The organism is Niallia nealsonii (genome assembly GCF_002835805.1).
GTDB lineage: Bacteria > Bacillota > Bacilli > Bacillales > Cytobacillaceae > Niallia > Niallia nealsonii.
This window is the reverse complement of sequence record NZ_PISE01000004.1, coordinates 39513-61221: the sequence shown is the minus strand read 5'-3', so window position 1 is coordinate 61221 and position 21709 is coordinate 39513. Positions and strand designations below refer to the sequence as shown.

Annotated in this window: 21 protein-coding genes; 4 read left to right on the top strand and 17 right to left on the bottom strand. The window is 36.0% G+C overall.

Annotation, left to right across the window (positions count from 1 at the left end):
• Positions 1–43 precede the first annotated feature (43 nt).
• The 3 genes from CWS01_RS02185 to CWS01_RS02175 are packed head-to-tail and all read left to right on the top strand — an operon-like array spanning position 44 to position 2935.
• Positions 44–1045 carry a FecCD family ABC transporter permease gene (locus CWS01_RS02185; RefSeq protein ID WP_101175413.1) on the top strand — a complete coding sequence of 334 codons (1002 nt, stop codon included), beginning with the start codon at positions 44–46 and terminating at the stop codon, positions 1043–1045.
• On the top strand, positions 1045–2094 hold the full coding sequence (locus tag CWS01_RS02180) for a FecCD family ABC transporter permease (RefSeq protein WP_101175412.1): 1050 nt from the start codon (positions 1045–1047) through the stop codon (positions 2092–2094). The genes CWS01_RS02185 and CWS01_RS02180 overlap by 1 nt, the downstream gene beginning before the upstream one ends.
• A 19-nt stretch (positions 2095–2113) precedes the next feature.
• Positions 2114–2935, top strand: a complete 822-nt coding sequence (locus CWS01_RS02175; RefSeq protein ID WP_101175411.1) for an ABC transporter ATP-binding protein — start codon at positions 2114–2116, stop codon at positions 2933–2935.
• Positions 2936–3015: 80 nt separating this feature from the next.
• On the opposite strand, the gene CWS01_RS02170 is transcribed toward CWS01_RS02175, so the two are convergent.
• From CWS01_RS02170 to CWS01_RS02110, 13 genes are all read right to left on the bottom strand, one after another.
• Positions 3016–3819: a DUF4097 family beta strand repeat-containing protein gene (locus CWS01_RS02170; RefSeq protein WP_101175410.1), complete on the bottom strand. Its 804-nt coding sequence runs from the start codon at positions 3817–3819 to the stop codon at positions 3016–3018.
• Positions 3812–4372: an HAAS signaling domain-containing protein gene (locus tag CWS01_RS02165; RefSeq protein ID WP_101175409.1), complete on the bottom strand. Its 561-nt coding sequence runs from the start codon at positions 4370–4372 to the stop codon at positions 3812–3814. Before CWS01_RS02165 ends, CWS01_RS02170 begins: the two co-directional genes overlap by 8 nt.
• A complete protein-coding gene (locus CWS01_RS02160; RefSeq protein WP_101175408.1) occupies positions 4365–4688 on the bottom strand; it encodes a PadR family transcriptional regulator in 324 nt (107 codons plus the stop codon). The genes CWS01_RS02165 and CWS01_RS02160 overlap by 8 nt, the downstream gene beginning before the upstream one ends.
• Positions 4689–5099: 411 nt before the next feature.
• A complete protein-coding gene (locus CWS01_RS02155; protein WP_101175407.1) occupies positions 5100–6557 on the bottom strand; it encodes a DHA2 family efflux MFS transporter permease subunit in 1458 nt (485 codons plus the stop codon).
• Between the two features lie 15 nt (positions 6558–6572).
• Positions 6573–7151 (bottom strand): TetR/AcrR family transcriptional regulator, encoded by a 579-nt coding sequence (locus CWS01_RS02150; RefSeq protein ID WP_101175406.1) that lies wholly within the window; start codon positions 7149–7151, stop codon positions 6573–6575.
• A 654-nt stretch (positions 7152–7805) separates the two neighbouring features.
• Positions 7806–9446 (bottom strand): M20/M25/M40 family metallo-hydrolase, encoded by a 1641-nt coding sequence (locus CWS01_RS02145; protein WP_101175405.1) that lies wholly within the window; start codon positions 9444–9446, stop codon positions 7806–7808.
• A 938-nt stretch (positions 9447–10384) separates the two neighbouring features.
• Positions 10385–11203 (bottom strand): PfkB family carbohydrate kinase, encoded by an 819-nt coding sequence (locus CWS01_RS02140; protein ID WP_235851955.1) that lies wholly within the window; start codon positions 11201–11203, stop codon positions 10385–10387.
• A 13-nt stretch (positions 11204–11216) separates the two neighbouring features.
• Positions 11217–12185, bottom strand: coding sequence for an SIS domain-containing protein (locus CWS01_RS02135; RefSeq protein ID WP_101175403.1), 969 nt, complete (start codon positions 12183–12185; stop codon positions 11217–11219).
• A gap of 964 nt (positions 12186–13149) precedes the next feature.
• Entirely contained in the window at positions 13150–14049 is a 900-nt protein-coding gene (locus CWS01_RS02130) for a hypothetical protein (RefSeq protein WP_101175402.1), read from the bottom strand.
• Between the two features lie 278 nt (positions 14050–14327).
• Positions 14328–15404 carry an NAD(P)/FAD-dependent oxidoreductase gene (locus CWS01_RS02125; protein ID WP_235851954.1) on the bottom strand — a complete coding sequence of 359 codons (1077 nt, stop codon included), beginning with the start codon at positions 15402–15404 and terminating at the stop codon, positions 14328–14330.
• Positions 15391–15675 carry a (2Fe-2S)-binding protein gene (locus CWS01_RS02120; RefSeq protein ID WP_101175400.1) on the bottom strand — a complete coding sequence of 95 codons (285 nt, stop codon included), beginning with the start codon at positions 15673–15675 and terminating at the stop codon, positions 15391–15393. The genes CWS01_RS02125 and CWS01_RS02120 overlap by 14 nt, the downstream gene beginning before the upstream one ends.
• A complete protein-coding gene (locus CWS01_RS02115; protein WP_101175399.1) occupies positions 15672–16616 on the bottom strand; it encodes an NAD(P)/FAD-dependent oxidoreductase in 945 nt (314 codons plus the stop codon). The genes CWS01_RS02120 and CWS01_RS02115 overlap by 4 nt, the downstream gene beginning before the upstream one ends.
• Positions 16609–16914 carry a 2Fe-2S iron-sulfur cluster-binding protein gene (locus CWS01_RS02110; RefSeq protein ID WP_235851958.1) on the bottom strand — a complete coding sequence of 102 codons (306 nt, stop codon included), beginning with the start codon at positions 16912–16914 and terminating at the stop codon, positions 16609–16611. Before CWS01_RS02110 ends, CWS01_RS02115 begins: the two co-directional genes overlap by 8 nt.
• Positions 16915–17452: 538 nt before the next feature.
• Between CWS01_RS02110 and CWS01_RS22205 the strand changes: the two genes are divergently transcribed.
• On the top strand, positions 17453–17629 hold the full coding sequence (locus CWS01_RS22205) for a hypothetical protein (RefSeq protein WP_157827521.1): 177 nt from the start codon (positions 17453–17455) through the stop codon (positions 17627–17629).
• A gap of 226 nt (positions 17630–17855) precedes the next feature.
• Here the strand turns inward: CWS01_RS22205 and CWS01_RS02105 are convergent, their stop codons facing one another.
• From CWS01_RS02105 to CWS01_RS02090, 4 genes are all read right to left on the bottom strand, one after another.
• On the bottom strand, positions 17856–17969 hold the full coding sequence (locus CWS01_RS02105) for an anti-repressor SinI family protein (protein WP_101175397.1): 114 nt from the start codon (positions 17967–17969) through the stop codon (positions 17856–17858).
• Between the two features lie 130 nt (positions 17970–18099).
• The gene (locus CWS01_RS02100; RefSeq protein WP_101175396.1) at positions 18100–18324 is read right to left on the bottom strand and encodes a hypothetical protein; all 225 of its coding nucleotides are present in this window, start codon (positions 18322–18324) and stop codon (positions 18100–18102) included.
• A gap of 20 nt (positions 18325–18344) precedes the next feature.
• Complete coding sequence (locus CWS01_RS02095) at positions 18345–19682, bottom strand: UDP-glucose dehydrogenase family protein (protein WP_101175395.1); 1338 nt, start codon at positions 19680–19682, stop codon at positions 18345–18347.
• Positions 19683–20030: 348 nt separating this feature from the next.
• Positions 20031–21680, bottom strand: a complete 1650-nt coding sequence (locus tag CWS01_RS02090) for a M20/M25/M40 family metallo-hydrolase (RefSeq protein ID WP_101175394.1) — start codon at positions 21678–21680, stop codon at positions 20031–20033.
• Positions 21681–21709 lie beyond the last annotated feature (29 nt).

Below are 21709 nucleotides of genomic sequence, written 5' to 3'. Positions count from 1 at the left end.
CTATTTATAACCAAATTTAAAAGGACATTTATGGTGAAAGCTTATGATTTTAAAGAATAATCTATCAAAATTTATTAGCCTCATTTTTATCATGCTCATACTTTTAATATTTGTCGGCATAAGTATCGTATTTGGATATGCAGACACCTCAATTCTTACTGCTTATGAGGCTTTTACCCAATTTGATAACTCGAATGCACATATTATTATTCAAACAGTGCGATTGCCAAGGGCTCTTATTGCTGTTGCTGTTGGCGCTTCATTAGCAATAACTGGGGTATTAATGCAGACATTGACTAAAAATCCACTGGCATCCCCTGGCATTTTAGGCATTAACTCTGGTGCAGGCTTCGCAGTTGTTTTAGGCCTTACCTTTCTTCATTCTGCTAGTTTACAAACCTTTACTTGGATTGCATTTATTGGAGCCGGTATAGCTGCAATTGGAGTTTATGCCATTAGCTCTGCAGGACATGGCGGCTTAACTCCTATGAAGATTACATTATCTGGGGCAGCTATTGCCGCTCTATTCTCTTCCTTTACCCAAGGGCTGCTTACAACAAACGAAGCCGAATTTGAACAAGTATTATTTTGGCTGGCAGGTTCCGTTCAAGGAAGAAAACTAGAATTATTAATAGCCGTTTTGCCGTATCTAGTCATTGGCTGGATCGCGGCATTAGTCATTGCGCCAAAAATGAATGTATTAGCAATGGGGGATGATGTGGCAAAAGGCCTTGGCCTCAAATTAGGGTTAATAAAAATCCTAGTTGGAGTTATTGTCATATTATTAGCCGGAGGAGCAGTTGCTGTTGCGGGGCCTATCGGATTTATCGGGATTGTCATCCCACATATAGCGAGAAAAATAGTCGGTACAGATCATAGATGGCTCATTCCTTTCTCTGGCATACTTGGCAGCATTCTTTTATTGGCTGCAGATATAGGAGCCCGATATATCCTCATGCCTCAAGAAGTTCCAGTAGGTGTCATGACCGCCCTTATTGGAACGCCATTCTTTATATTTATCGCCAGAAAGGGGTGGAAAAACTAATGAGCAATTATCAAGGCTTCCGTGCTTTCAATGGAAAACTGTCTTTTTTGCTGGATAAAAAATCAGCAATAAAAATAAGCATTTTATTTCTTCTTACAGTACTAGTATTTATTATTAGCGCTGGACTTGGGGGCATGGCTATTAATCCATTGGCTGTCCTTCATGTTTTTTTTGGTGGCGGAACAGATTTAGAAAAATTAGTTGTCCTAAACTTTCGGCTGCCCCGAATCGTATTAGCGGGAATTGCCGGGATGGCATTAGCCGTTGCTGGAGGCATGCTTCAAGGTATGGTGAAAAACCCTTTAGCATCGCCGGATATTATTGGTATCACAGCAGGAGCCAGCACCGCTGTAGTCGGTTTCCTATCTATCTTTAGTGATAAAAATCACGCTTTAACAGTCAGCATCCAATGGTTGCCTGTAGCAGCATTCTTTGGAGCAACCATTATAGGATTTACTGTCTATCTTTTATCTTGGAAAAACGGAGTCACACCGGTGCGGCTTGTACTTATTGGCATTGGGATATCCGCTTTTATGCAAGCATTGACTACCCTTTTTATGATACTCGGACCGATTTACCGTGCCAGCGAAGCTAATATTTGGATAACAGGAAATGTTAGTGGCGCTTCTTGGGAACAAATATGGATAATGCTTCCTTGGTCCATTGTATTTTTAGCAATAGCCTTTGCTGTTGCCAGGCATGTAAATATCCAAGAGCTTGGAGAAGATATTGCTGCTGGAGTCGGAAGCCATGTACAAAAAAGCAGATTTCTGCTACTGCTTATTAGCACTTGTCTAGTTGCTGGAGCCGTTGCTTTTGTAGGGGGAATTGGTTTTGTTGGATTAATGGCCCCACATATTGCCCGTCGTTTGGTTGGTTCTTCTTTTGGAGCACTATTGCCAACTTCTGCTTTTATCGGAGCATTAGTATTGATGGTAGCCGATTTAATTGGAAGAACCGCATTTTCTCCTTTAGAAGTTCCAGCAGGTGTTTTTACCGCTGCAATTGGAGCGCCTTATTTTATCTACTTACTATTTAAATCAAAATAATGAGAAAGGAGAATCAATTATGACGGAAACCATTCAGACACAGTCATTAACGCTGGGCTATGGTGATTCTATTATTATTAAAGAATTGGATATAGCCATTCCAAAAGGGGAAATCACCGTTTTTATCGGTGGAAATGGCTGCGGCAAATCCACTTTATTGCGCTCCATGGCACGTTTATTAAAACCCAATCAAGGAAATATCCTACTTGAGGGAAAGTCTATTTCCAAATTGCCGACAAAAGAGATTGCTAAGAATTTATCTATATTGCCTCAATCTCCAACTGCTCCAGAGGGACTTACCGTACTGCAGCTTGTCAAACAAGGACGATATCCATATCAGAATTGGCTGAAACAATGGTCCAAGGAAGATGAAGAAAAAGTAATGAATGCACTAAAGGCAACAAGAATGCTGGAATGGAAAGATAAACCAGTCGATGAGCTTTCTGGTGGACAAAGACAAAGAGCTTGGATTGCCATGACATTAGCCCAAGATACAGAAATTATACTATTAGATGAGCCGACTACCTATCTAGATCTAACCCATCAAATTGAGATTCTTGATTTATTATTCGAACTTAATGAAACAGAACAAAGAACAATTATTATGGTGCTGCATGATTTAAATCTTGCCTGCAGATATGCTCATAATATAATCGCAATACGCAATCAAACAGTATATGCTCAAGGAAAACCAGAAGATATCATCAATTCGGAGCTCGTCAAGCATGTATTTGATATGAACTGTCAGATTACTATTGATCCCCTTTTTGGTACTCCATTGTGTATACCTTATGGAAAAGGGAGACGTATTGTCAGAAGGGCAGAGCAGCTCAATGCATAAGAAAAGTGGATGCTAGTAAGATCTAGCATCCACTTTATCACGTATTAATGGGTTTGTGCCCTGACGGATTGAATTCCACCTTATTTCGTTACACTAATTCTCCCATTATTTGTTTTAAGCTTTACGATATTATCTCCATTACCAATAACAGCATCGCCTTCATATTTATCCAGAATATTAACGCGGCCGTTATCTACCTGAACATCAAAAGCAACATTTGTCGGCTCTTTTTCTGTTTCTATTTCAATGCTGCCATTATCTGTTTCCAGTTGAATAGACCGGTCTAAATCAGCTGTCTTGATAGAAATCCTTCCATTATTTGTTTTTCCTTTAATGTTGCCGCTGACATCATCTAGTGTCAGCTTTCCATTATCTGTTTCCACATTCACATTCGAAGAAATTATCTTTTTTAAATCCACTCGACCGTTGTTAGTCTCTGCATCTAATCGCTTTACATTCAAATCTTTTATTTGAACATATCCATTATCATTATTGACTGCTAAAGAATCATATTGTTTTTCCGGCAATATTACTTTTAATGTAAGAGATTTTGTAAATAAATCAAAGTGAAAAAATCGGAAGTCTTCCTTTTTCATACTGACCAAAAGTGTATCTCCTTCCACTTTTGCAGAGAAGTCTTTTTTATCATCTTTTGCTCCTTTTCCGGATAACTCTACTTTCATCACCATATCCTTTGATGGAACAATTTCCACACGAGCATTATCAGAATCCACTTCGATTGCTGTTATATTTTTTTGATCGAACGTTCTTTTCTCTTGAATGCTTCCCCCTTTATCGACAAGGCGAAATGTCAATAGGCTGCCCACTGCTCCTATCACAATAAGAAAAGTTGCAATCATTAATATTTTTTTAAAATTAATCATGCTTCAGACCGCCCTTCACAAGTGCTACATTGTATTTTAAATATCGGATAAATCCTTTTATGAAATACTTTGTTACATACAACATGCCTATAGAGATAAAAATGCCTAACCCACAAAGTAAAATGGAGATAAACAGGTTAAAGAATTCAAATGCTCCTGGCTGCAATACTAAATCAATAAGGATTAACAGTGGAGATAAAACAAAAGAAATGCCGACTGCCCATCCTGAAAAAATTAGCCCAATTAATGCAATAAAAGGGCCTAAGACAATAACCAGATTAAAAAATCCCAATCCAATAGCTGCCCAAATTGCTCGAAACATATTCCCAGTTGTTGCTTTTGCATCCACTTTTTTAATATGATAAGATGCCAATAATTCTTTAGAAATTTGGTTTGGCGATCCTAATGCTTCCGCTATATCTTGTTCTGTTTTGCCTTCTTCTACTCCGATGAGAAAATGCTCCTCATAGTCTTGAATAATATCCTGACGCTCCGCTTGTGACAGTGGTTTTAAAGCAGAATCTAAATTTTTAAGAAATTGGTCTTTAGTCATTTTTTACACCTTCTTTAATTAGTTGATTAACACCATTTGAGAATTCATTCCATTCTGCAATCAATTCATGAAGAGAAATTCTTCCTTTATCCGTTAATTTATAATATTTGCGAGAAGGACCTTCTGTTGACTCTTGCAAGTAGGTTGTAAAATATTCTTCTTTCGTTAATCGTCTAAGCAATGGATAAACCGATCCTTCCGAAATTTCAATCTGATCAGAAATTTTTTGGACCAGCTCATAGCCATACCGGTCTTTCTTATCCAAAAGCACCAGCACACACAACTCTAAAACTCCTTTTTTAAATTGGACATTCAATATAACGTCACCCTATTCTTTGTATTATTCAGTACTATTCATTGTATAGTACTGTAATATAAAAGTACTTCATGGATATAGAATATCATCTAGTATTGTTTATTGCAAGGTACTGTTTTAAAAATAGGCACTAACTTTTCAAAAAAGGCTGTTTTTGCAAACTCTGCTGCTTTTAAAGAAGTAGGTTAATTTCCGTTGCAGGATGCTCGCTTTCCGTGGGGTCTCACCTGCCCCGCTAATCCCACAGGAGTCTCGCACCTGCCCTTCCAATCAACCTGTTTTAACAATGGATTTACTCATTAAAACTATCCGAAAAACAACAATCTTTTAGAAAACACCCTAAAAAAAGAAAGAGGCATCTATCAGTTGAAAATTCAACAAATAGACGCCCGCCTCTTAATATGTCTAACCCTATTCTCCTTGCTTTACTACTACTCTCTTAAGGAAAAAAGATAATCCTAATCCGATAACACCTAAAATAATCGCAAATACAAAGGCATTTTTTACCCCTTCTGTAAAAGCAAGCAATTGATTGATTGGATTCTCTGGGTCTGTAACACCGCTCATATACTTCTTAGAGCTAGATGATAAAATAGAAATCGCCACAGCAGTTCCAATTGCCCCTGACACTTGCTGCAAAGTATTCATAATAGCAGTTCCATCAGGATATAGTTCTCTAGGCAGCTGATTTAAACCATTCGTTTGTGCTGGCATCATCACCATAGAAACCCCGATCATCATAAAAATATGCATTCCTACAATAAAAGCAGAAGATGTTTCCATTGTAATGCTAGTAAAACCAAACATCGTTCCAGTAATAATAACAAAACCAATAATAACAAGCCACTTCGGTCCAAATCGATCAAATAAACCGCCCATTACAGGAGAAAGCAACCCATTTATCACTCCACCTGGAAGCAATAACAGCCCTGCTGCAAATGTACTTAATGCTAAAGATGTCTGCAAATATAATGGCAATAAAATCATCGAAGACAAAATTGTCATCATTGCGATAATAATCATCACTAGCCCTAATGTAAACATCGGATATTTAAACACACTCAAATTCAACATTGGTTTTTCCATCTTTATTTGGCGCAAGGAGAATAAAATCAAAGAAACAATTCCAACTGCTATAGAAACTATAACGATTGGATTGCTCCATCCGTCCCCTTCTCCTGCACTACTAAATCCATAAACAATCCCACCAAAACCAAGCGTTGATAATATAATAGAAACTATATCAATTTTAGGTTTTGTTGGCGTTGTTACATTTTGCATAAAGTACATGCCGTAAATAAGGGCTCCAATTAAAAGTGGCAAAGAAATCCAAAATATCCAATGCCAAGAAAGACTTTTTAAAATAAGACCAGATAATGTGGGACCTACAGCAGGTGCAAACATAATAACCAATCCAATAACACCCATTATTTTCCCCCGATTTTGCGGCGGCACAATCATTAAAATTGTGTTAAACATAAGAGGAAGCAGCAATGCTGTTCCAATCGCCTGCACAACACGAGCAATTAAAAGCACACTAAATGTTGGTGCAATAGCTGCAAGAAATGTTCCAATAATAGAGACAATCAAGGAAGTAATAAATAGCTGCCTTGTCGTAAACCATTGCAATATCAATCCAGATATCGGAACCAAAATTCCTAATGTAAGCAAATAACCCGTTGTAAGCCATTGCGCTGTTGTTTCATGAATCCCAAAACTAGTAATCAGATTATTTAATGCCATATTTAAAGCTGTCTCACTGAACAAACCAATAAAACCAGCAATGACAAAGGAGACAATAACAGGAATCGTTCTGATATGTTCTAAATTATTTTCCTTATCCATTGCGGCACTTGTTTCTACCTGCATATTTCATTTCCCCCTTTATTCTTCCTTTTTAAGCAGCAAAGGCAGCTGTTTTGCAATAATGCGGAGCGGTTCTCCACTTTCACTTGTTAATGCTAGAATGCATCCTCCCTCAATCATTGCATTAATGGCAATGCTTAATTCTTCTGCTTTCTCTTTCGCATACCCAAATTGCTGCAATTTATCTACATAAAAAAATTGCCATTCCTTAAAGGCTGATTGGCAGGCACAACGAATATTTTCATTTGTTGATGCTGTTTCGGAAGCGATTAATCCAATCGGCAGCCCTTCCATATGCTCCTTTTTATCAAACTCTACTGCAATCTTCTCTATATGAAACTGAAACGCCTCTACAGCAGAATCCTTTTTATTTAAATCTGCTTGCGCCTCCTCCAATACCTGCTTCTTCATTAACAGAATTGCTTCTAATGCAATTTCTTCTTTCCCATTAGGAAAATGATAATAAAGAGAACCTTTTGGAGCTCCACTTTCTTCAATTATTTGATTAAGACCTGTTCCATGATAGCCTTGACATTGAAATAACTGAGACGCAGTCTTTATAATCAATTCCCGTTTCCCTTCTTTTTTTTGCTTCATTTCTACACCCCTAAAACTATAACAATCGGTCTACATAATATTAAAGGTGTTTTTTCCGAATGTCAATCTTTTCATTTTAGAAAAAACGGAGCAAAAAAATCCCCTTCTTTTCTAATTGGAGAAAAATAAATTTTGTTTTAATTAAGATATTTTCACAAAAAAGACAATAACACTTTTCAAAAGATATGTAAAAAAGTAAGGTTAACCATTATGCTGAATCTTCTTGTTTCTAAAAAGCGAAGGAAATATATAGTGTAAACAGCTTTTAGAGGGGAAATGATCCTATAGGCAAATATTATAGAGAGGCAAAACTTTATCCCGCATTAACGGGCAGTAGGACCCCCACCTCAAAATTATGAAAAGAAAGGAGAAATTTAGATGGGGGACAACTGCCCGTAAAGGCCCGATTGGTTCAACTAAGTACTTCCATATACTTTAATGTTGTTTTGAAGGCTTATTTCATGTATTTGATCTAAACAAAATGGATAGGTTCTATAATGTCAGCACCAAAAGGAACACTTGTTCTTATTTTACATAATAAGTGCCTTTTTGTCTAGCAGCAACCGAAATTTATTTCCCTCCTGCTTATTCAGCTTCCTTCTTTATTAGTAAAAAAACTCTTTCTCCCTCAAACAAAAATTGTTAACAAAAGTACTATCTAGCTGCTGCAGCATTGGAAGTTAATAGAGAATTAATACATACAGGCAGTATATCTAACAGTGTTACAAATGCATAATCTAGATCTAGACGTTCTGTCCACTGGTGCGCATCCAATCCAACTGGCCCCATATTTAAAACGGGAACATTAAATAATTCCAATTCTTTAAGAGGAATAGAGTATCCTTTATCCCATAATGGCATATTGGCAGTTAGAGATTTCATAGATTCCGCTGGATATTGTAAGCCTACATAACTAAGATCAGAAATACCGTTAAAGTAGTTTATTTTTTCAAACGCAATACCATGAAAATCATTTGCATATTTCTCTATTTTTCCTACAACATCTTTTATTAAGGGATGCTTTGATGAACTAATAGCCGGGTAATATGGAGGTGCAAAGAAAATAACGACCATTGGTGCTAATTCCTTGCAAAGAATCGTCAATTTATCAGCTATTTCGATAGTTACCTCTCTATCATCCTTTTTCCCCCTATTATTCAAGACAGAAGATTGAAGGTTGGCTACTTCTTCCATGCCGTAGTTTGTAGCAGCATAATTCATTAATTCCTCATAGGTTAGTACAGATACCTCTAATTCAGGTACATTAAACGGTATATATTGAGAAAACTCGGATGCGTGTTTCTTGTAGGAATCTATTATTTTGTTTGCAACTTTTTCTGCCTTCTCCCTTAATAGGGAAACAATATCATCCATTGTTTTATCTAAAATAAATAAATTGCACAATGTCACGGCGCGATGGGGGATTTGAACAGAATATTCTTCTTTGATGCCATGTTGAATCAAATTTGTTGGCGGCGGTGTAATTTCTCCCTGCACTATATCACAAAGGCTAGTATTCAATTCATATTCATCCGTTAATAAGGAAGCCATATAATTCGCATTTAGCCCTGCAAATGGTTCTCCAACATGTGTTTCTTTTCCATAACAAAGGAAGCCTGGCAATGCTTTTCCAATAGAGCCTGTGTAAATGTATTTTTTTTGATCACCCGGATAACGCATAAACATGGGTTCACCGTTAAGAACCGTTGTATATTCAAGATTATATTTTTCTGCCATTTCTAATAAAACTGGAACTGCAGCTCTCATGCCAACGGAATTCACTTCTTCATCAGGTACTGTCAATAAAAGAATATTTCCATCAAATACTCCTTCACAAGCCTGTTCTATCATTGCCATATGCAAAGTAATTCCACATTTCATATCCATAATGCCTCTTCCAAATAACCAGTTCCCAGTTTCTATATCCTTTTGCACTTGCTTTGGAAGCTCATCTTTTTGCTTATAGAATAATTGTGTTAATTTTTCAGGATTAAAAGCATTCTCTTTCCACTTTCCATAGTCCTGTACATCAACTACATCAAAATGACTAATAAGAATGACTGTTTTTTTCACATCTGGATTTTTTTTCACAAGCCCCGTAACAAAGAATCTGCCATCTTCAGTAGGATTTTTCTTCAGGTGTTCTGGGTATTGTTGAAAATATTCTAAGCTAGATAACTCCCCTACAACAAAATCCGGTAAATAAACTTCTGCCTCTGTTCCTGTAATACTAGGTATTTGAACAAGATTGCATAATAGTTCAGTTAATTGTTCTTTTGTTTTCCATTTAGACATATCTATCCCCCTTATCTTTCCTTATTATGAAACTATTTTCTACTATAGTACAAAAGAAATCTACGTGTATCCCCATTCATCAGGCTTTTTCTCAACAAATTTCTGCCATCTTGATTTCTCATTTTCTCTTCTACTCTCTTATGTGAGGAACAAAACGTGATAAAATCCATATTTAAGCAAGTGCAAATCCAAAAATAAGATTACCTTTTCATAAAGAGCAGGTATATGGCATACCGGACAGTTCATGTATTTATACTATCAAAAAAAATTAAAGCAGTACCATAATAAAAAAAGAGGTTGGGACACAACTAATTAGATAATCTGTAAAGACGAATAATCTCTAATTTAGCTTTAAAATAAAGGCTGGTTTCGCAATCTTGGTTACTTGTGTTTTTAAATATAGTCAAGTGTAAAAACTAATTCGTTCCATTGCGCTACAGACACTCCCTTTCCGCGGGGAGGAAGCTGAGGAGGAAGCTGAGCCTCCTCGGCACACCTGCGGGGTCTCAGCCTTTCCTCTACTTCCCGCAGGAGTGGAGTGTCCTCCGCTCCATTTCACTTCGTTTTTAAAGGTTGTTATCTAAAAAAAAATTTAAAAAATTAATTATTTGGAAAAACTGAGCAGCCTGAATACACGTAGACTCCTGTGGAATTAGCGAGACAGCTTAGACCCTGCAGGCGAAGCCGAAGCGGCTCAGCGCGAGCCCCACGGAAAGCGAAGTGTATTCAGGCTGCGGGTAATAACAACAAACTTTGCTGAACTCGTCCTTTTAAAAACTTAAAAACCGAACAATTATACGTAATTTACGTATAATTGTTCGGTTTTTTCTTCAACTGGAATACTTATGTCCTAGCCTCTTTTTGGGTTTATAAGCTATTAATCTTTATATCGTTATACCCTTAAAAAGAACAACAAACGTTTTTCTTTTCCCAGAGCATCACTCGTATACTATTCCGAATCCAAATGAGCCTTCAACAAGACAACTATTTGCTGCAAAGAAAGCAGCTTCTTTCATGGATAACATAATATTTTTATCTTTTAAATACTGCAGCAAAAATGCCGTGATAAATGAGTCGCCTGCCCCCATTGTGTCCTTGGCCTCCACATATTCAGGACTTTGGTAATAAAATTGAGTACCGTCATATGCTATAGTTCTTTCACTTCCACGTGTTGCTATTAGTATTTGTCCTTTTTTCTTAAAATTAGATTGGATAAACGTATGTGTTTCCTCATCTGACATATGGCTGCAGGAAAAGAAAGCAAAGTCTATATAAGAAATATATTGATCAATGTCCGATTGTGCAAAGTCATCAGAAAAGTCAAAAGACAATGGTCTGCCTAACTCTTTAATTTCTGGCAGCAACTGAGCTGTATGACTATATAATCCCGTATGAATAATGGAAAACTCTCGAATGTACACCTTATCTTCTTCTGTTAACTTCAATGGATTCTCCCGTGTAACTCCACCATCATTACTGCCAAGAAAAACTCTTTCACCATTCTCCAATGTGACACGGGCACATCCATTTTCACCAATAGCATGCCTGCATCTTGAAATATCAATTTGCAGTTCCTGTAAAACACTCTCTACGTATTCTGCTTCTTTATTATTTCCAAATGTACCAATAAAAGCAGACTCCACGCCTCTTTTTTGAGCAAAAACACTAAAATTCAAAGCGTTCCCACCAGGATACATCGTTTTTATATGAACATATTTATCTACTACATTATCACCTATACCCAAAACTTTCATCATGCTTCACCTCTGCTTAATATGCAACCTTTCCCATATACCTGCGAGTTTCTAATGGGTGTTCGCGCACTTCTGCTAACGCTTCACGATATACACATAAAATACTATAGAATAATACTGGATTAAAGAACTCAACCACTTCATCCTGAATTTTGCTAATACCTAATTCTTTTGCATCTACTACTTCTACTTTTTCCGCATATTGATTCAGGAATTTCAGTGCCCGTTCGTCTAGTGTTCGTGTACGTCCCTCATTCATCATTAAGATAAAAGGTGTTTCTTTATCCGTTACTTCAAATGGACCATGGAAGTATTCTCCAGAATGGATAGGAGCAGCATTCAGCCATTGCATTTCCATTAACGAACAAATAGAAAAACCATAAGCATGACCATAAGATGCACCACTTGATAAAACATAAAATAAATCTTCATTCTGATATTTATCAGCAAAGACCTTTGCTCTTCCTTCTACTAGCTTCTCGCCCTTTTTTATAATTCCATTAATTTTTTCCATACCATCTTTAAACGCTTTATAATATTCATATCCTTCTGTCACGTTTAAGATCTCCACAGTAATTCCTAAAATAATAGCCATTGGGTTGTTCTTCACATCACTGTCAGCACCCCATTCATATAAAAAGGCATGATCTGAATATTTTAGCAATGCAGCATCCTGATTGTGGGTTAATCCAATTGTATGAGCTCCACCTTCCTTGGCTACTTTAGCGGCTTCCACTGATTCTGGTGTATTGCCGCCATGTGAGCAAACAATAACAACAGAATCTTTATTTAATCGTTTTGGTGTAGCATGCACAAATTCATTAGCTGTATATAGCCCTGTAACAACCTTCTTTGCTTCACTTTCAAGAAAATATTTAGATGCATACATATCTACCAAAGAACCGCCACATGCCACCAGATATAATTCTGAAATACCTTTTTCCGTTGCTTTATTAATAGCACTAACTACTTTTGATACTTCCATCCCTATCGCTCCTTATTATACATTCTATCGAACAATACGTATTAATACGTATTAAATATGTAAATTTACTATAACTTCTTTGATTCACACCGTCAAGAATATATTTTGTTTTTTAATCACCTTAGGGCTAAATATAAAAGCAATTGTTCAACATGTTATAAAACAGCCAAAAGTATAAATGTTCTCTCTCCATAAGTGCGAATCTATACAGAATTATTGCCGATAGCAGGGGAATAAGTTCTTTGTAATAATCAAAAAAAACATTACTTGGTAAAGGGGCAAATTCTATATCCCAAGTGCTTCGGCGACTCTATCATGATGAAGGTTATCTACCTAATCGTTCTTAACAAAGAATTTTGTCGAATCATTTATACGTTTTATAGAATGAGTTATAGTATACTTAATATGAAATAATTAGCAGTTTACAGCGGCTTTTTCAACAGAACGACACAAACGCAACAATTAACTAAAAATGATTTTAGTCATTAAAGTATGGTAGTTCTATAGGGAGGCGAATCAAAAATGTCAAAGATTAAATCTCTATTTTGTTTATTCAAACGAAGACATAAGTACAGCTATTATAGTGATTATTGTGTTAGATGCGGAAAAAAGAAATCAATCCACTAACTAGCAATTTGTACTAGGTATTCATTCTATCCATCCTTAGAACAACTATATGACAATACTTTCTGTACTTAATCATTTTATCCAAATATCAAACATCTACATTTTAAATCTGACAACAAAAGCAGGAATGACAGATAAAAACTACTCTGTCATTCCTGCTTTTTTCGTAGCTTTTGTTATCCTGCAAAAGCCTCTTGAATAGGAGTTAAACTAAAGAGAATTTTTTTATTACAAACTAGCTGTAACTTATTATTAGTCATTTTCCATATCACTTTATTTACCTTCCATTTATGTTCTTCATTCCTTGGTACAAAAATTTAATCTGCCTCAAGAATATTTACATAGATTTTTCTCTTTTTAGTTTTCGATAGATTACTTTGGTTATCTTACAAACTTCATCATAAGCTAAACCACCCCCACTTCCTAAACCTTGTGTATGTATAACGATTGTTTTTTGATTATTATAAGAAAATTCTCCATATAGACCTTTCAACTTTCCATTAAATCCAAATGGGTTCAAATCAGCTTGAAACTCTCTTTCAAAGAACTCTTTTAATGAATCTGAATCATTATCTTTTTGAAAGTTGCCTGTACAAAATATTACTTTTTTCGGATATTCTTTTAATAAATTAGCCAATATTTCTTCTCGCTTTTTTCTCCATGCAGCAAAACGAGGGTTTTCAAGCTGCACAGTCTTTTCGAAAATATTTGTATAATCAGATTTTTTCAGTTCCGTATAAGGCCAACTCTGTGCTGCTCTTAAAAGTGGCTGATAATGTGATAAAGCTGTTTTCCAGTTGGCAATCTTTGTATAACTATACATATCATCATAAGAAGCGTTTAATTTATTTTTGACATCTTTAGAAATTTCATTTGCTCCTTTAAACCATTTATCAATACTTGCCATACTGTTTATATGGAGAGCCTCTTCCAAAGCAAACAGCATTCGAGCAGGATATTTTACGACGTCCGGAAATCTATTCGTATATTTTTCTTCTTCTCCAAAAAGTTCCCTCTTAATTTCCCCCGATTTTTTTGCAGATGGATGCCAATACCCATTTAACCGCTTCTCCCTATCCAGCCAATATTCTTTCTCTAATCCAAAATAATTGGTTCTTGCATCCAGCTCCTGTTCAAGTTTCTCATTATTCGCTCCTTCATGTTTACTTATCACCAAAAAATCCGCATTGCGAAAATCGCCATATCCTAAAAAAGAATGTAATGGATTTAAATCCAAATCGCTCACTCCTAATCTATTAAAATGCTAACTCACAAATTAACTTCATTATCCTAGAAAATCCAATTTATTCCTATCCAAAGAAATTTTCAGGTAATTCACGTCATCTCCCCTATAACTACCTATGAAGTTGTTTCAATTTCTTCTATTTTGTTGCGCTTTTTTAATAGTTTGCTCCGTTTTTTTTAATAGCTATTTTTTAAAAAAATTCGTCATCTCTCAACCTAAATTAAAAAGCCGCAAACAATGACCGGTCACTGCTTGCAGCTTGCTCCATTTTATCCTAAAAACCGATTTACATGATATCTGCTATAGTCTATAGCTGTTTTTTTATAAAGAATCAAATCAGAAATGATATTCCCAATCAACGGAGATAAGGTCATTCCACTGTGCATACAGGCGACATATAAGTTTGCTTTCCCTTTAACTTCTCCAAGTATTGGAAAATCATCCTCAGGAATGGCTCTTAAACCTGAAAAACTGCGAATAATCATGGCGTCTTTTAAAGCTGGAATAATTTTTACTGCTCTTTTTGCAGTCTCTTCCATTTTATCAAAAGTGGACCGCTTATCAAAACCAGCTTCCTGTTCTGTAAAATCACTTAATACTTCTCCATTCTTTAATTGGCGCATCCCCATAATAACATGCTTAAATAATGGCTGCATTTGCTCTGTTATCAATACTTGACCTCTTACTGGCTTTACTGGAATATGAACCTCAAACAGCTCTCCCACTTCTTTCGACCATGTTCCAGATGCAATAACAACATGTTTCGCAAATAGCTCCTTCCCTTTATTTGTTGTAAGAAGATAGCCATCTTTTTGCCTTTTCGCCTTTATTACCTTGTTATAGAAATAATAATGAACGTCATTTTTTCTTGCTGCATTCATATACCTTTCTACTAAGCGAAAAGGGTGAACACTTCCATCTATCGGACTATACGTAGCACCCACTACTTCTGATGATATTTCTGGTTCAATCTCCAGCACTTCCTCTCGGGTCAGCACCTGAACAGGAATTCCAGCTTGCTGCTGCTCTTCTGCCAGACAAACAGCATCAGCAAGTGCGTCTTCCTCAAAAATTGGCACAATTCCCCCTTGCTGCATATATTCAAAATCGCCAATCTCCTTTTGAAGATTTGGATACAAGTCCGAACTTTGTTTATTAAAAAGAGCATAACTGACAGGCTCTTTGGAATGCACCCATACCCAAGCCTGCGTAGCGCCTGATGTTCCACTTAAAGGAAAATCTCTTTCCATAACGGCTATTTCCTTTTCCCCTTTTTTCGATAAATGATACGCAATGCTGTTCCCGATGACACCCCCACCAATAATCACTGTATTATATGTTTTCACCTGCATCTCCCCCAGTTAACAACGTACTTAATACAACCGGTCTAATCGGCATCCTTGGACGATGTATGCCAATATCTCTATAAGGTTTCCCCGTTTTTTCATGAATGATTTCTACCATTAAATCCGAGCAGATTTTTGCCTGGCAGACTCCTGAACCACATCTTGTTAGCCTTTTAATATCATTGGGAGTATGGGCGCCTTTTACAATAGCAGCCTTCACATCCTTTGCTGTCACATCTTCACATCTGCATACAATAACCGAATCCTTCACTCGTTACCTCCCCCACCGTTAGCTTTAGACTTTTCAGCGATAGATGTCGCCGCAATTTCTGCAGATGCTAATATAGCATCATAAGATGTTAAACCGGCAGATGCTCCTGCAACAAATACATTTTCAATAGAAGTTTCCATCTTTTCGTCATAGCTTGGCACAAATGATTTTAGCTTCGCACTATACTGTATATCACAATCAAAGATGGACAATGTTTCTAGAACAGGATTTCTTCCTCCATCTGTACAAACAAAATCCACCTCTATTTCAAATAGTTGGCCATTGCAAAGTGCAACAGCTAATGAATTCACTTTATTCTCTTTAGACAAAGCCGTTACCTCTTGTACAGTGAAAACAGGTATAGAACCAAATGAAAGATTTTCACTGCTGTCATCCCCAGAAATCAGGATTGCCTCCACTTTAATGCCTGTTTTATCAAATAACTCTACTAATCCAGATGTAAAAGAACTAACTCCATAAATTACTGCACGTTTTCCAGGCCGCACAAAATCTCGATTAATAAACTGCTGTACTGCTTCTAGCGTCATGACGCCTGGCAAAGTCCACCCATTAAATACAACTGGCTTTTCTGATGCACCGGTCGCAATAACGATATTTTCCGCTTTTATTCTCGTAATTTTTTCCTTATGCACAACACTGACATCACGATTCTCATATAATCCAATGACAGTATGATCCAACATCACTTCTACACTATACTGATTAAATTTTTGCAGCCATTTATCCACCAGCTCAAATCCTCTTAATTCCTCTCCATTTGATAAGGAAGAAATGGGCTGTGTTTGATAAGCTACCTTTCCTCCTATATATGGGGACTCTTCTACTAATATAACCTGAATCTGCTGTTTTGCTAGCTCCGTTGCTGTGACTATTCCCGCAATTCCACCGCCTATTACTAATACTTGCGTTTCTTTACACATATTCTTTGCTCCCAATCTTTGGTTTTGCCGCACATCGTTCGATCATCATTCCATTAGCAATTAATGTCTTTGATGCTAGCACTCTTTCTTTTTTATTGACCAATACATAACATGTTTCACTTCGAGGCTCATAAGAATAAACGCCTCTAGGATTGCCTGCTTTGCTATCTGCCAGATGATATATCCCGTTCATCAACAACGCCCCAGCAATTGTTTGATGAGCATATCCCGTTAATTTTTTATTGTCAAAAATGAACTCTACCTCTTTTTTTTGTATAGAGAAAAAAGGATGTTTCACTAAATCCAATACAATCACCTCGAATTAATTTTTTAGTAGAATACTAAATCTTGAAATAGGGACAGTACATTGATTCTGGAAAGTATGAATCTTCTAGGAGCTATGAATGAAGAAGGAAAAATATAAAGGAAATTAGAATAATGATTTACTACTTTTTTTAGATATTCTTATTCTAATAGCTATATATCTGAATTGTCTAATAATTAAACTTGATAATTATTCCATTCTTTTCTACCTTGCATGCTAAAGTAAAAAAACTTCCTTAATAAAAACAGACAAGAACTCTCCCCCTTTATTTGCTAGAAAAATAAATATAGTGGATATAGCTTTCTATAAAAGCATTATAAGGAAGCGCAATCATCCTATAGATAAGCAGCTTTTCCCTGCTTCTACCCAATAACTTTAGCGTATCTATTTTTTTTATTCTATTTATCTAGTAAATTCATTTTTTCATCATTTTTTTCTTATTTTGACGTATAATTTAATAGAAAGAGAATATATTTTATTAAACTATACTTTAAAAGGTGGTTGGATTATTATGAACTATAAATATTTATTGTTTTGTACTTCTTGTGGCTGTCCTACAGAAATACCGACACATGTATTAAATCAGTATATCTCCAATCAAGCCGTTAAAGTAATCTATTGTCATACATGCCAGGGAGCAAATAAAATCCCTGATTATTTGCAGAAAATAGCAAGTGAATTGAAGTAAAACCGAATAATAAGGAGCGTAAATGAAAATCAATCTAAAAATGCCTTTTTTCCACTAAAACAGCCCCATTTTCTTATACAGAAAAGGGGCTGTTGACATGTGGATAGACCTTGGCAGAATTTCTTGAGGTGAAAATTTTCTGCTGATAAATGGTATAGCAGAATGATAGACTTATCTATAGTACCTTTTTATTTCAGTAATATAAAAAAGACCCTTTATAAGGAATCTAATTTTTTTTAAGAAATGCCAAAACTTCTTCTATAGAAATGCCTAAATCCCGAGCCTCTAAAATCAACTCTAGCCATTCTTTGTCTAGTTCTTCTGACAGAGACGTTATCATTGTGTATCCTCCTAAAATAGGTATTATTTTAGGTAGCTCAGCTGTCTTATTCGTTACTATCACTATAGTCAAGTAACTTAGCGTCCCATCTTCAAGAAAATACCTTACATCCAATCCAAAAACACTGGTACTATTTTACTATTAGATATATAAAAAATAAATAAATATCGCTCGTATTATTTCGACAAAACTCTACAATTGCATGCGTAACAGCAACTTCCGCATCTCTAGCGGCAAACCAGGTATAAATGATAAATCCGAATGCAGCCCCTACAATGATTATCACTTCACTATTTTCTGCCTCTCCTTTTATCAACATTTCAATAATGGCAAAAAAAAAGAGACATTTTCCCAAATATCTCTTTTCTAAGAAATTTATAAGATTACTTCTTTTTTTGCTTCAAATGTCTTCACTTCTGGCCGCCCAATCGATTGATAATAAATCCCTGCTTCTTCTGCTTCTGCTAATGCAAAACAGTTGCGCCCATCATAAACGAACGGTGTTTTCATCTTATCTTTGAATACTTTCATATCCATTGTTTTAATTTCTTCCCACTCTGTAAAGATGAAACATAAATCAGCATCTTCTAATGCCTTTTCCGCTGTGCTCTCATAAACCACTTGTGTTGGATAAATCTTCTTAAAGTTCTCCATTCCAACAGGATCATAAGCATAGACTTGTGCACCTTCGTTTACTAATAAGCGGACATTAGGAATAGATGGCGCCTCTCTTAAATCATCGGTTCCTGGTTTAAAAGTTAACCCTAATACAGCAACCTTTAATCCTTGAAAAGAAGCAAAGTCTTTTCTTGCCTTTTTCATTAACTTAAACTTTTGTTTTTCATTTACTTCAATTGCAGCCTTTACTGTCCGCAGCACATACCCCTCTTCTTCCGATAGCCAATGCAATGCTTTTGTATCTTTTGGGAAACAAGATCCGCCATAGCCAATTCCAGGGTTTAAAAATTTATTGCCAATGCGCGCGTCATAGCTCATTCCAGTGGTTACCTCCTCAATATTCGCTCCAACTGTTTCACAAAGATTGGCAATATCATTTATAAAGGAGATTTTTAAAGCTAAAAAGTCATTCGAAGCATACTTCACCATTTCCGCACTGCGGCGATTCATCGAAAGTATTGGCTGCTTAAATGGTGCATATATATCTTGTAAAACTTGTTTAGCATGTTCACTTTCTGCTCCGATGACGATACGAGAAGCAGAAAGCGTATCCCTAACCGCCGTTCCTTGTGCAAGGAATTCTGGATTAGAAGCCACTTCTACATGAACATCATGTTTTAAATAGTTCTTAATAAATATTTCTACTTTATCATTTGTCCCTATTGGCACAGTTGATTTAATTACAATTAAACAATCACGTGTGATAGTTTCTGCAATTTGACGAGCAACCGTATAAACAAAATTTAAGTTGGCTGAACCATCCTCATTTTCTGGTGTTCCCACACCAATAAAAATAACATCCGCATCACAATAGGCATTTTTATAATCTGTCGTAAAGGACAACTTATCTGCGTTTATATTCTTCCTAATCAATTCATTAAGATCAGGCTCATAAATAGGAGACACCCCTTTTTTCAACAAATCGATTTTATCCTCTACAAAATCAACACAAGTAACCTTATGCCCAACTTCTGCCAAACAAACGCCTGTGACTAAACCAACATAACCTGCTCCTGCTACTACGATTCTCGTCAATCTCTCCAGCCCCTTTTCACCTAAAAAGTTATCTATAGAGTAGCATAGGCTTAGTCAATTATTTTATTATTAGGAAAAATTAAACAGAAATTTTACAATCTTAATAATTCTGCGTCCCAATAAATTAACAAGGACAAATAGCATTCTGTTTTATCACAAGAAGAAATATATACGGAAGTTTCTCTTATCATCTTAGGCGAAGTAGAAAGCCCGTTCATGCATGATAAAAACTCCATGTTGAATGAAGGTTCATCAACATGGAGTTTCACACACATTAAGCATATATTTTTATCATAAAGTGAAACTTCAATCAGTGGGGGTCAAAAGCCCGTTCATGCGTGATAAAATTTAATCTAATAAACTTAATGTAAACTTCGTTATTAATTCAGGTAATATTTGGAATGAAAATGGTTTATAAACCCTTTCTGTCCACTTGTGAGCGTCTTTTCCCCAGACTCCTAAGTTTATAGCTGGAATATCCAAGCTCTTTATCGTCTTTACAGGAACAGGATATAATACGTCCATACCAGGAAAGTTGGATTTGATAGTTTCTATATCTTTATCACTATCATCCATTGATAAGTAACTGCTATCGGTCAATGATGGAAAAAACTTTTTAATCTGGAATGTTTCATTATTTTTTTCGCCTATCTCTTGTGCTAATGAATCTAACTGCTTTAGCCATTTTTGATCATGTTCTTTCATATCTTTGGCATAGTTATGCGGTACATAGGGAGCACTAAAGAATAACACAATAACAGGAGTATGATCAGCATCCATTTTTAACAGTTCATCAACCAGCATTCTGCTTACAATCCTTAAATCCTCCCTTTTATTTTTATCAAGAACCTCTTGCAAGCGCTCATTAACCATCTCTCCAGAATCTTTCATCACTTTTGTATATAATTCTTCATACGTGATTACTCTCGGTTTCCAAGGAAGTGATTCGGTTTCTCTATTCAGTACCTCACAATACTTAGTATATTGACGGTTAAGATCAGCAATAACATCTTTGAAGGCATCGAGGGCTATTTCTAATAATTGAGAGATGACTTCACTAGGCGTAATCTTATGAACAAAGTAATTAAAATAGACAAATGATGAAAAAGGAGTTTGAACATTATAGCTTTTCTTCAAATCTTCTAACTTTAACGTAACAGGGGGTAAAGTAGTTTCTCCTTCAGCCTCATCAGCCAGTGACATATTATAATTAATCCTTCTCACTAATTCCGACGCAATTAAATTTGGATCCAATCCTTCAAAAGGCTGGCCTACATGCGTTTCTTTCCCTCTGATATAAAAAGAAGGCAATAACTTGCCTACAGAACCTAAATAAATATATTTCGTCCTATCTCCAGGATATAAAGGGCCTATAAAATCAGCATTGATGGCCGTTATATACTCAAAATGCTGCTCTTTCTTAAGACGCACCAGTTCCTCTAAGGCATCAATGATTCCACCATGTGTGGTTTCTTCAATCGGATTTGCCATAAATAACACATTTCCTGAAAATTCACTTGTATGTTCGGAGAGATATTGAAGAACGGATAAATGAGAGGCCACACCACTCTTCATATCCACACTGCCTCTGCCAAAATACCAATCTCCTGAATCTAAATCCATTTTAACTTCTTCATCTAAATCTAGTTCCTTCATTTTCTCCATCAAACCTTCTGGATCTGTGGCATAATTCTTTAATTCTCCAAAATCATCTATTGCCACTGTATCTAAATGACCATGTAATAACACGGTTTTAGTTGAATAGCCTTTTTCACCTATCACCAGTCCAAAAACGCTTTTTCTTCCTAAAGGATCTCCTGGAATCTCTTTGTACCAAACACGGTCAGGGTGTTTCTCAAAATAAGGGAAAGTCCTTAACAGCCTTTCTACTTCGTCCATAACGGTTACTTCCCCTACTGTTCCATTTATACTAGGAATTTCAACTAATTTTTTTGTCCATTGACTAACAGTTTGATAGAAATCCTCGACCAAAATCATATAATCCCTCCTAAAATGAGAATTTCATC

Bases quoted from the DNA above. Each gene is read 5' to 3' on its own strand.
- CWS01_RS02115 (WP_101175399.1), bottom strand. From the start codon at position 16,616: ATGTGTAAAGAAACGCAAGTATTAGTAATAGGCGGTGGAATTGCGGGA.
- CWS01_RS02155 (WP_101175407.1), bottom strand. From the start codon at position 6,557: ATGCAGGTAGAAACAAGTGCCGCAATGGATAAGGAAAATAATTTAGAA.
- CWS01_RS02175 (WP_101175411.1), top strand. From the start codon at position 2,114: ATGACGGAAACCATTCAGACACAGTCATTAACGCTGGGCTATGGTGAT.
- CWS01_RS02145 (WP_101175405.1), bottom strand. From the start codon at position 9,446: ATGTCTAAATGGAAAACAAAAGAACAATTAACTGAACTATTATGCAAT.
- CWS01_RS02105 (WP_101175397.1), bottom strand. From the start codon at position 17,969: ATGATAACGTCTCTGTCAGAAGAACTAGACAAAGAATGGCTAGAGTTG.
- CWS01_RS02170 (WP_101175410.1), bottom strand. From the start codon at position 3,819: ATGATTAATTTTAAAAAAATATTAATGATTGCAACTTTTCTTATTGTG.
- CWS01_RS02165 (WP_101175409.1), bottom strand. From the start codon at position 4,372: ATGACTAAAGACCAATTTCTTAAAAATTTAGATTCTGCTTTAAAACCA.
- CWS01_RS02180 (WP_101175412.1), top strand. From the start codon at position 1,045: ATGAGCAATTATCAAGGCTTCCGTGCTTTCAATGGAAAACTGTCTTTT.
- CWS01_RS02150 (WP_101175406.1), bottom strand. From the start codon at position 7,151: ATGAAGCAAAAAAAAGAAGGGAAACGGGAATTGATTATAAAGACTGCG.
- CWS01_RS02135 (WP_101175403.1), bottom strand. From the start codon at position 12,185: ATGGAAGTATCAAAAGTAGTTAGTGCTATTAATAAAGCAACGGAAAAA.
- CWS01_RS02185 (WP_101175413.1), top strand. From the start codon at position 44: ATGATTTTAAAGAATAATCTATCAAAATTTATTAGCCTCATTTTTATC.
- CWS01_RS02090 (WP_101175394.1), bottom strand. From the start codon at position 21,680: ATGATTTTGGTCGAGGATTTCTATCAAACTGTTAGTCAATGGACAAAA.
- CWS01_RS02140 (WP_235851955.1), bottom strand. From the start codon at position 11,203: ATGATGAAAGTTTTGGGTATAGGTGATAATGTAGTAGATAAATATGTT.
- CWS01_RS22205 (WP_157827521.1), top strand. From the start codon at position 17,453: ATGAACTATAAATATTTATTGTTTTGTACTTCTTGTGGCTGTCCTACA.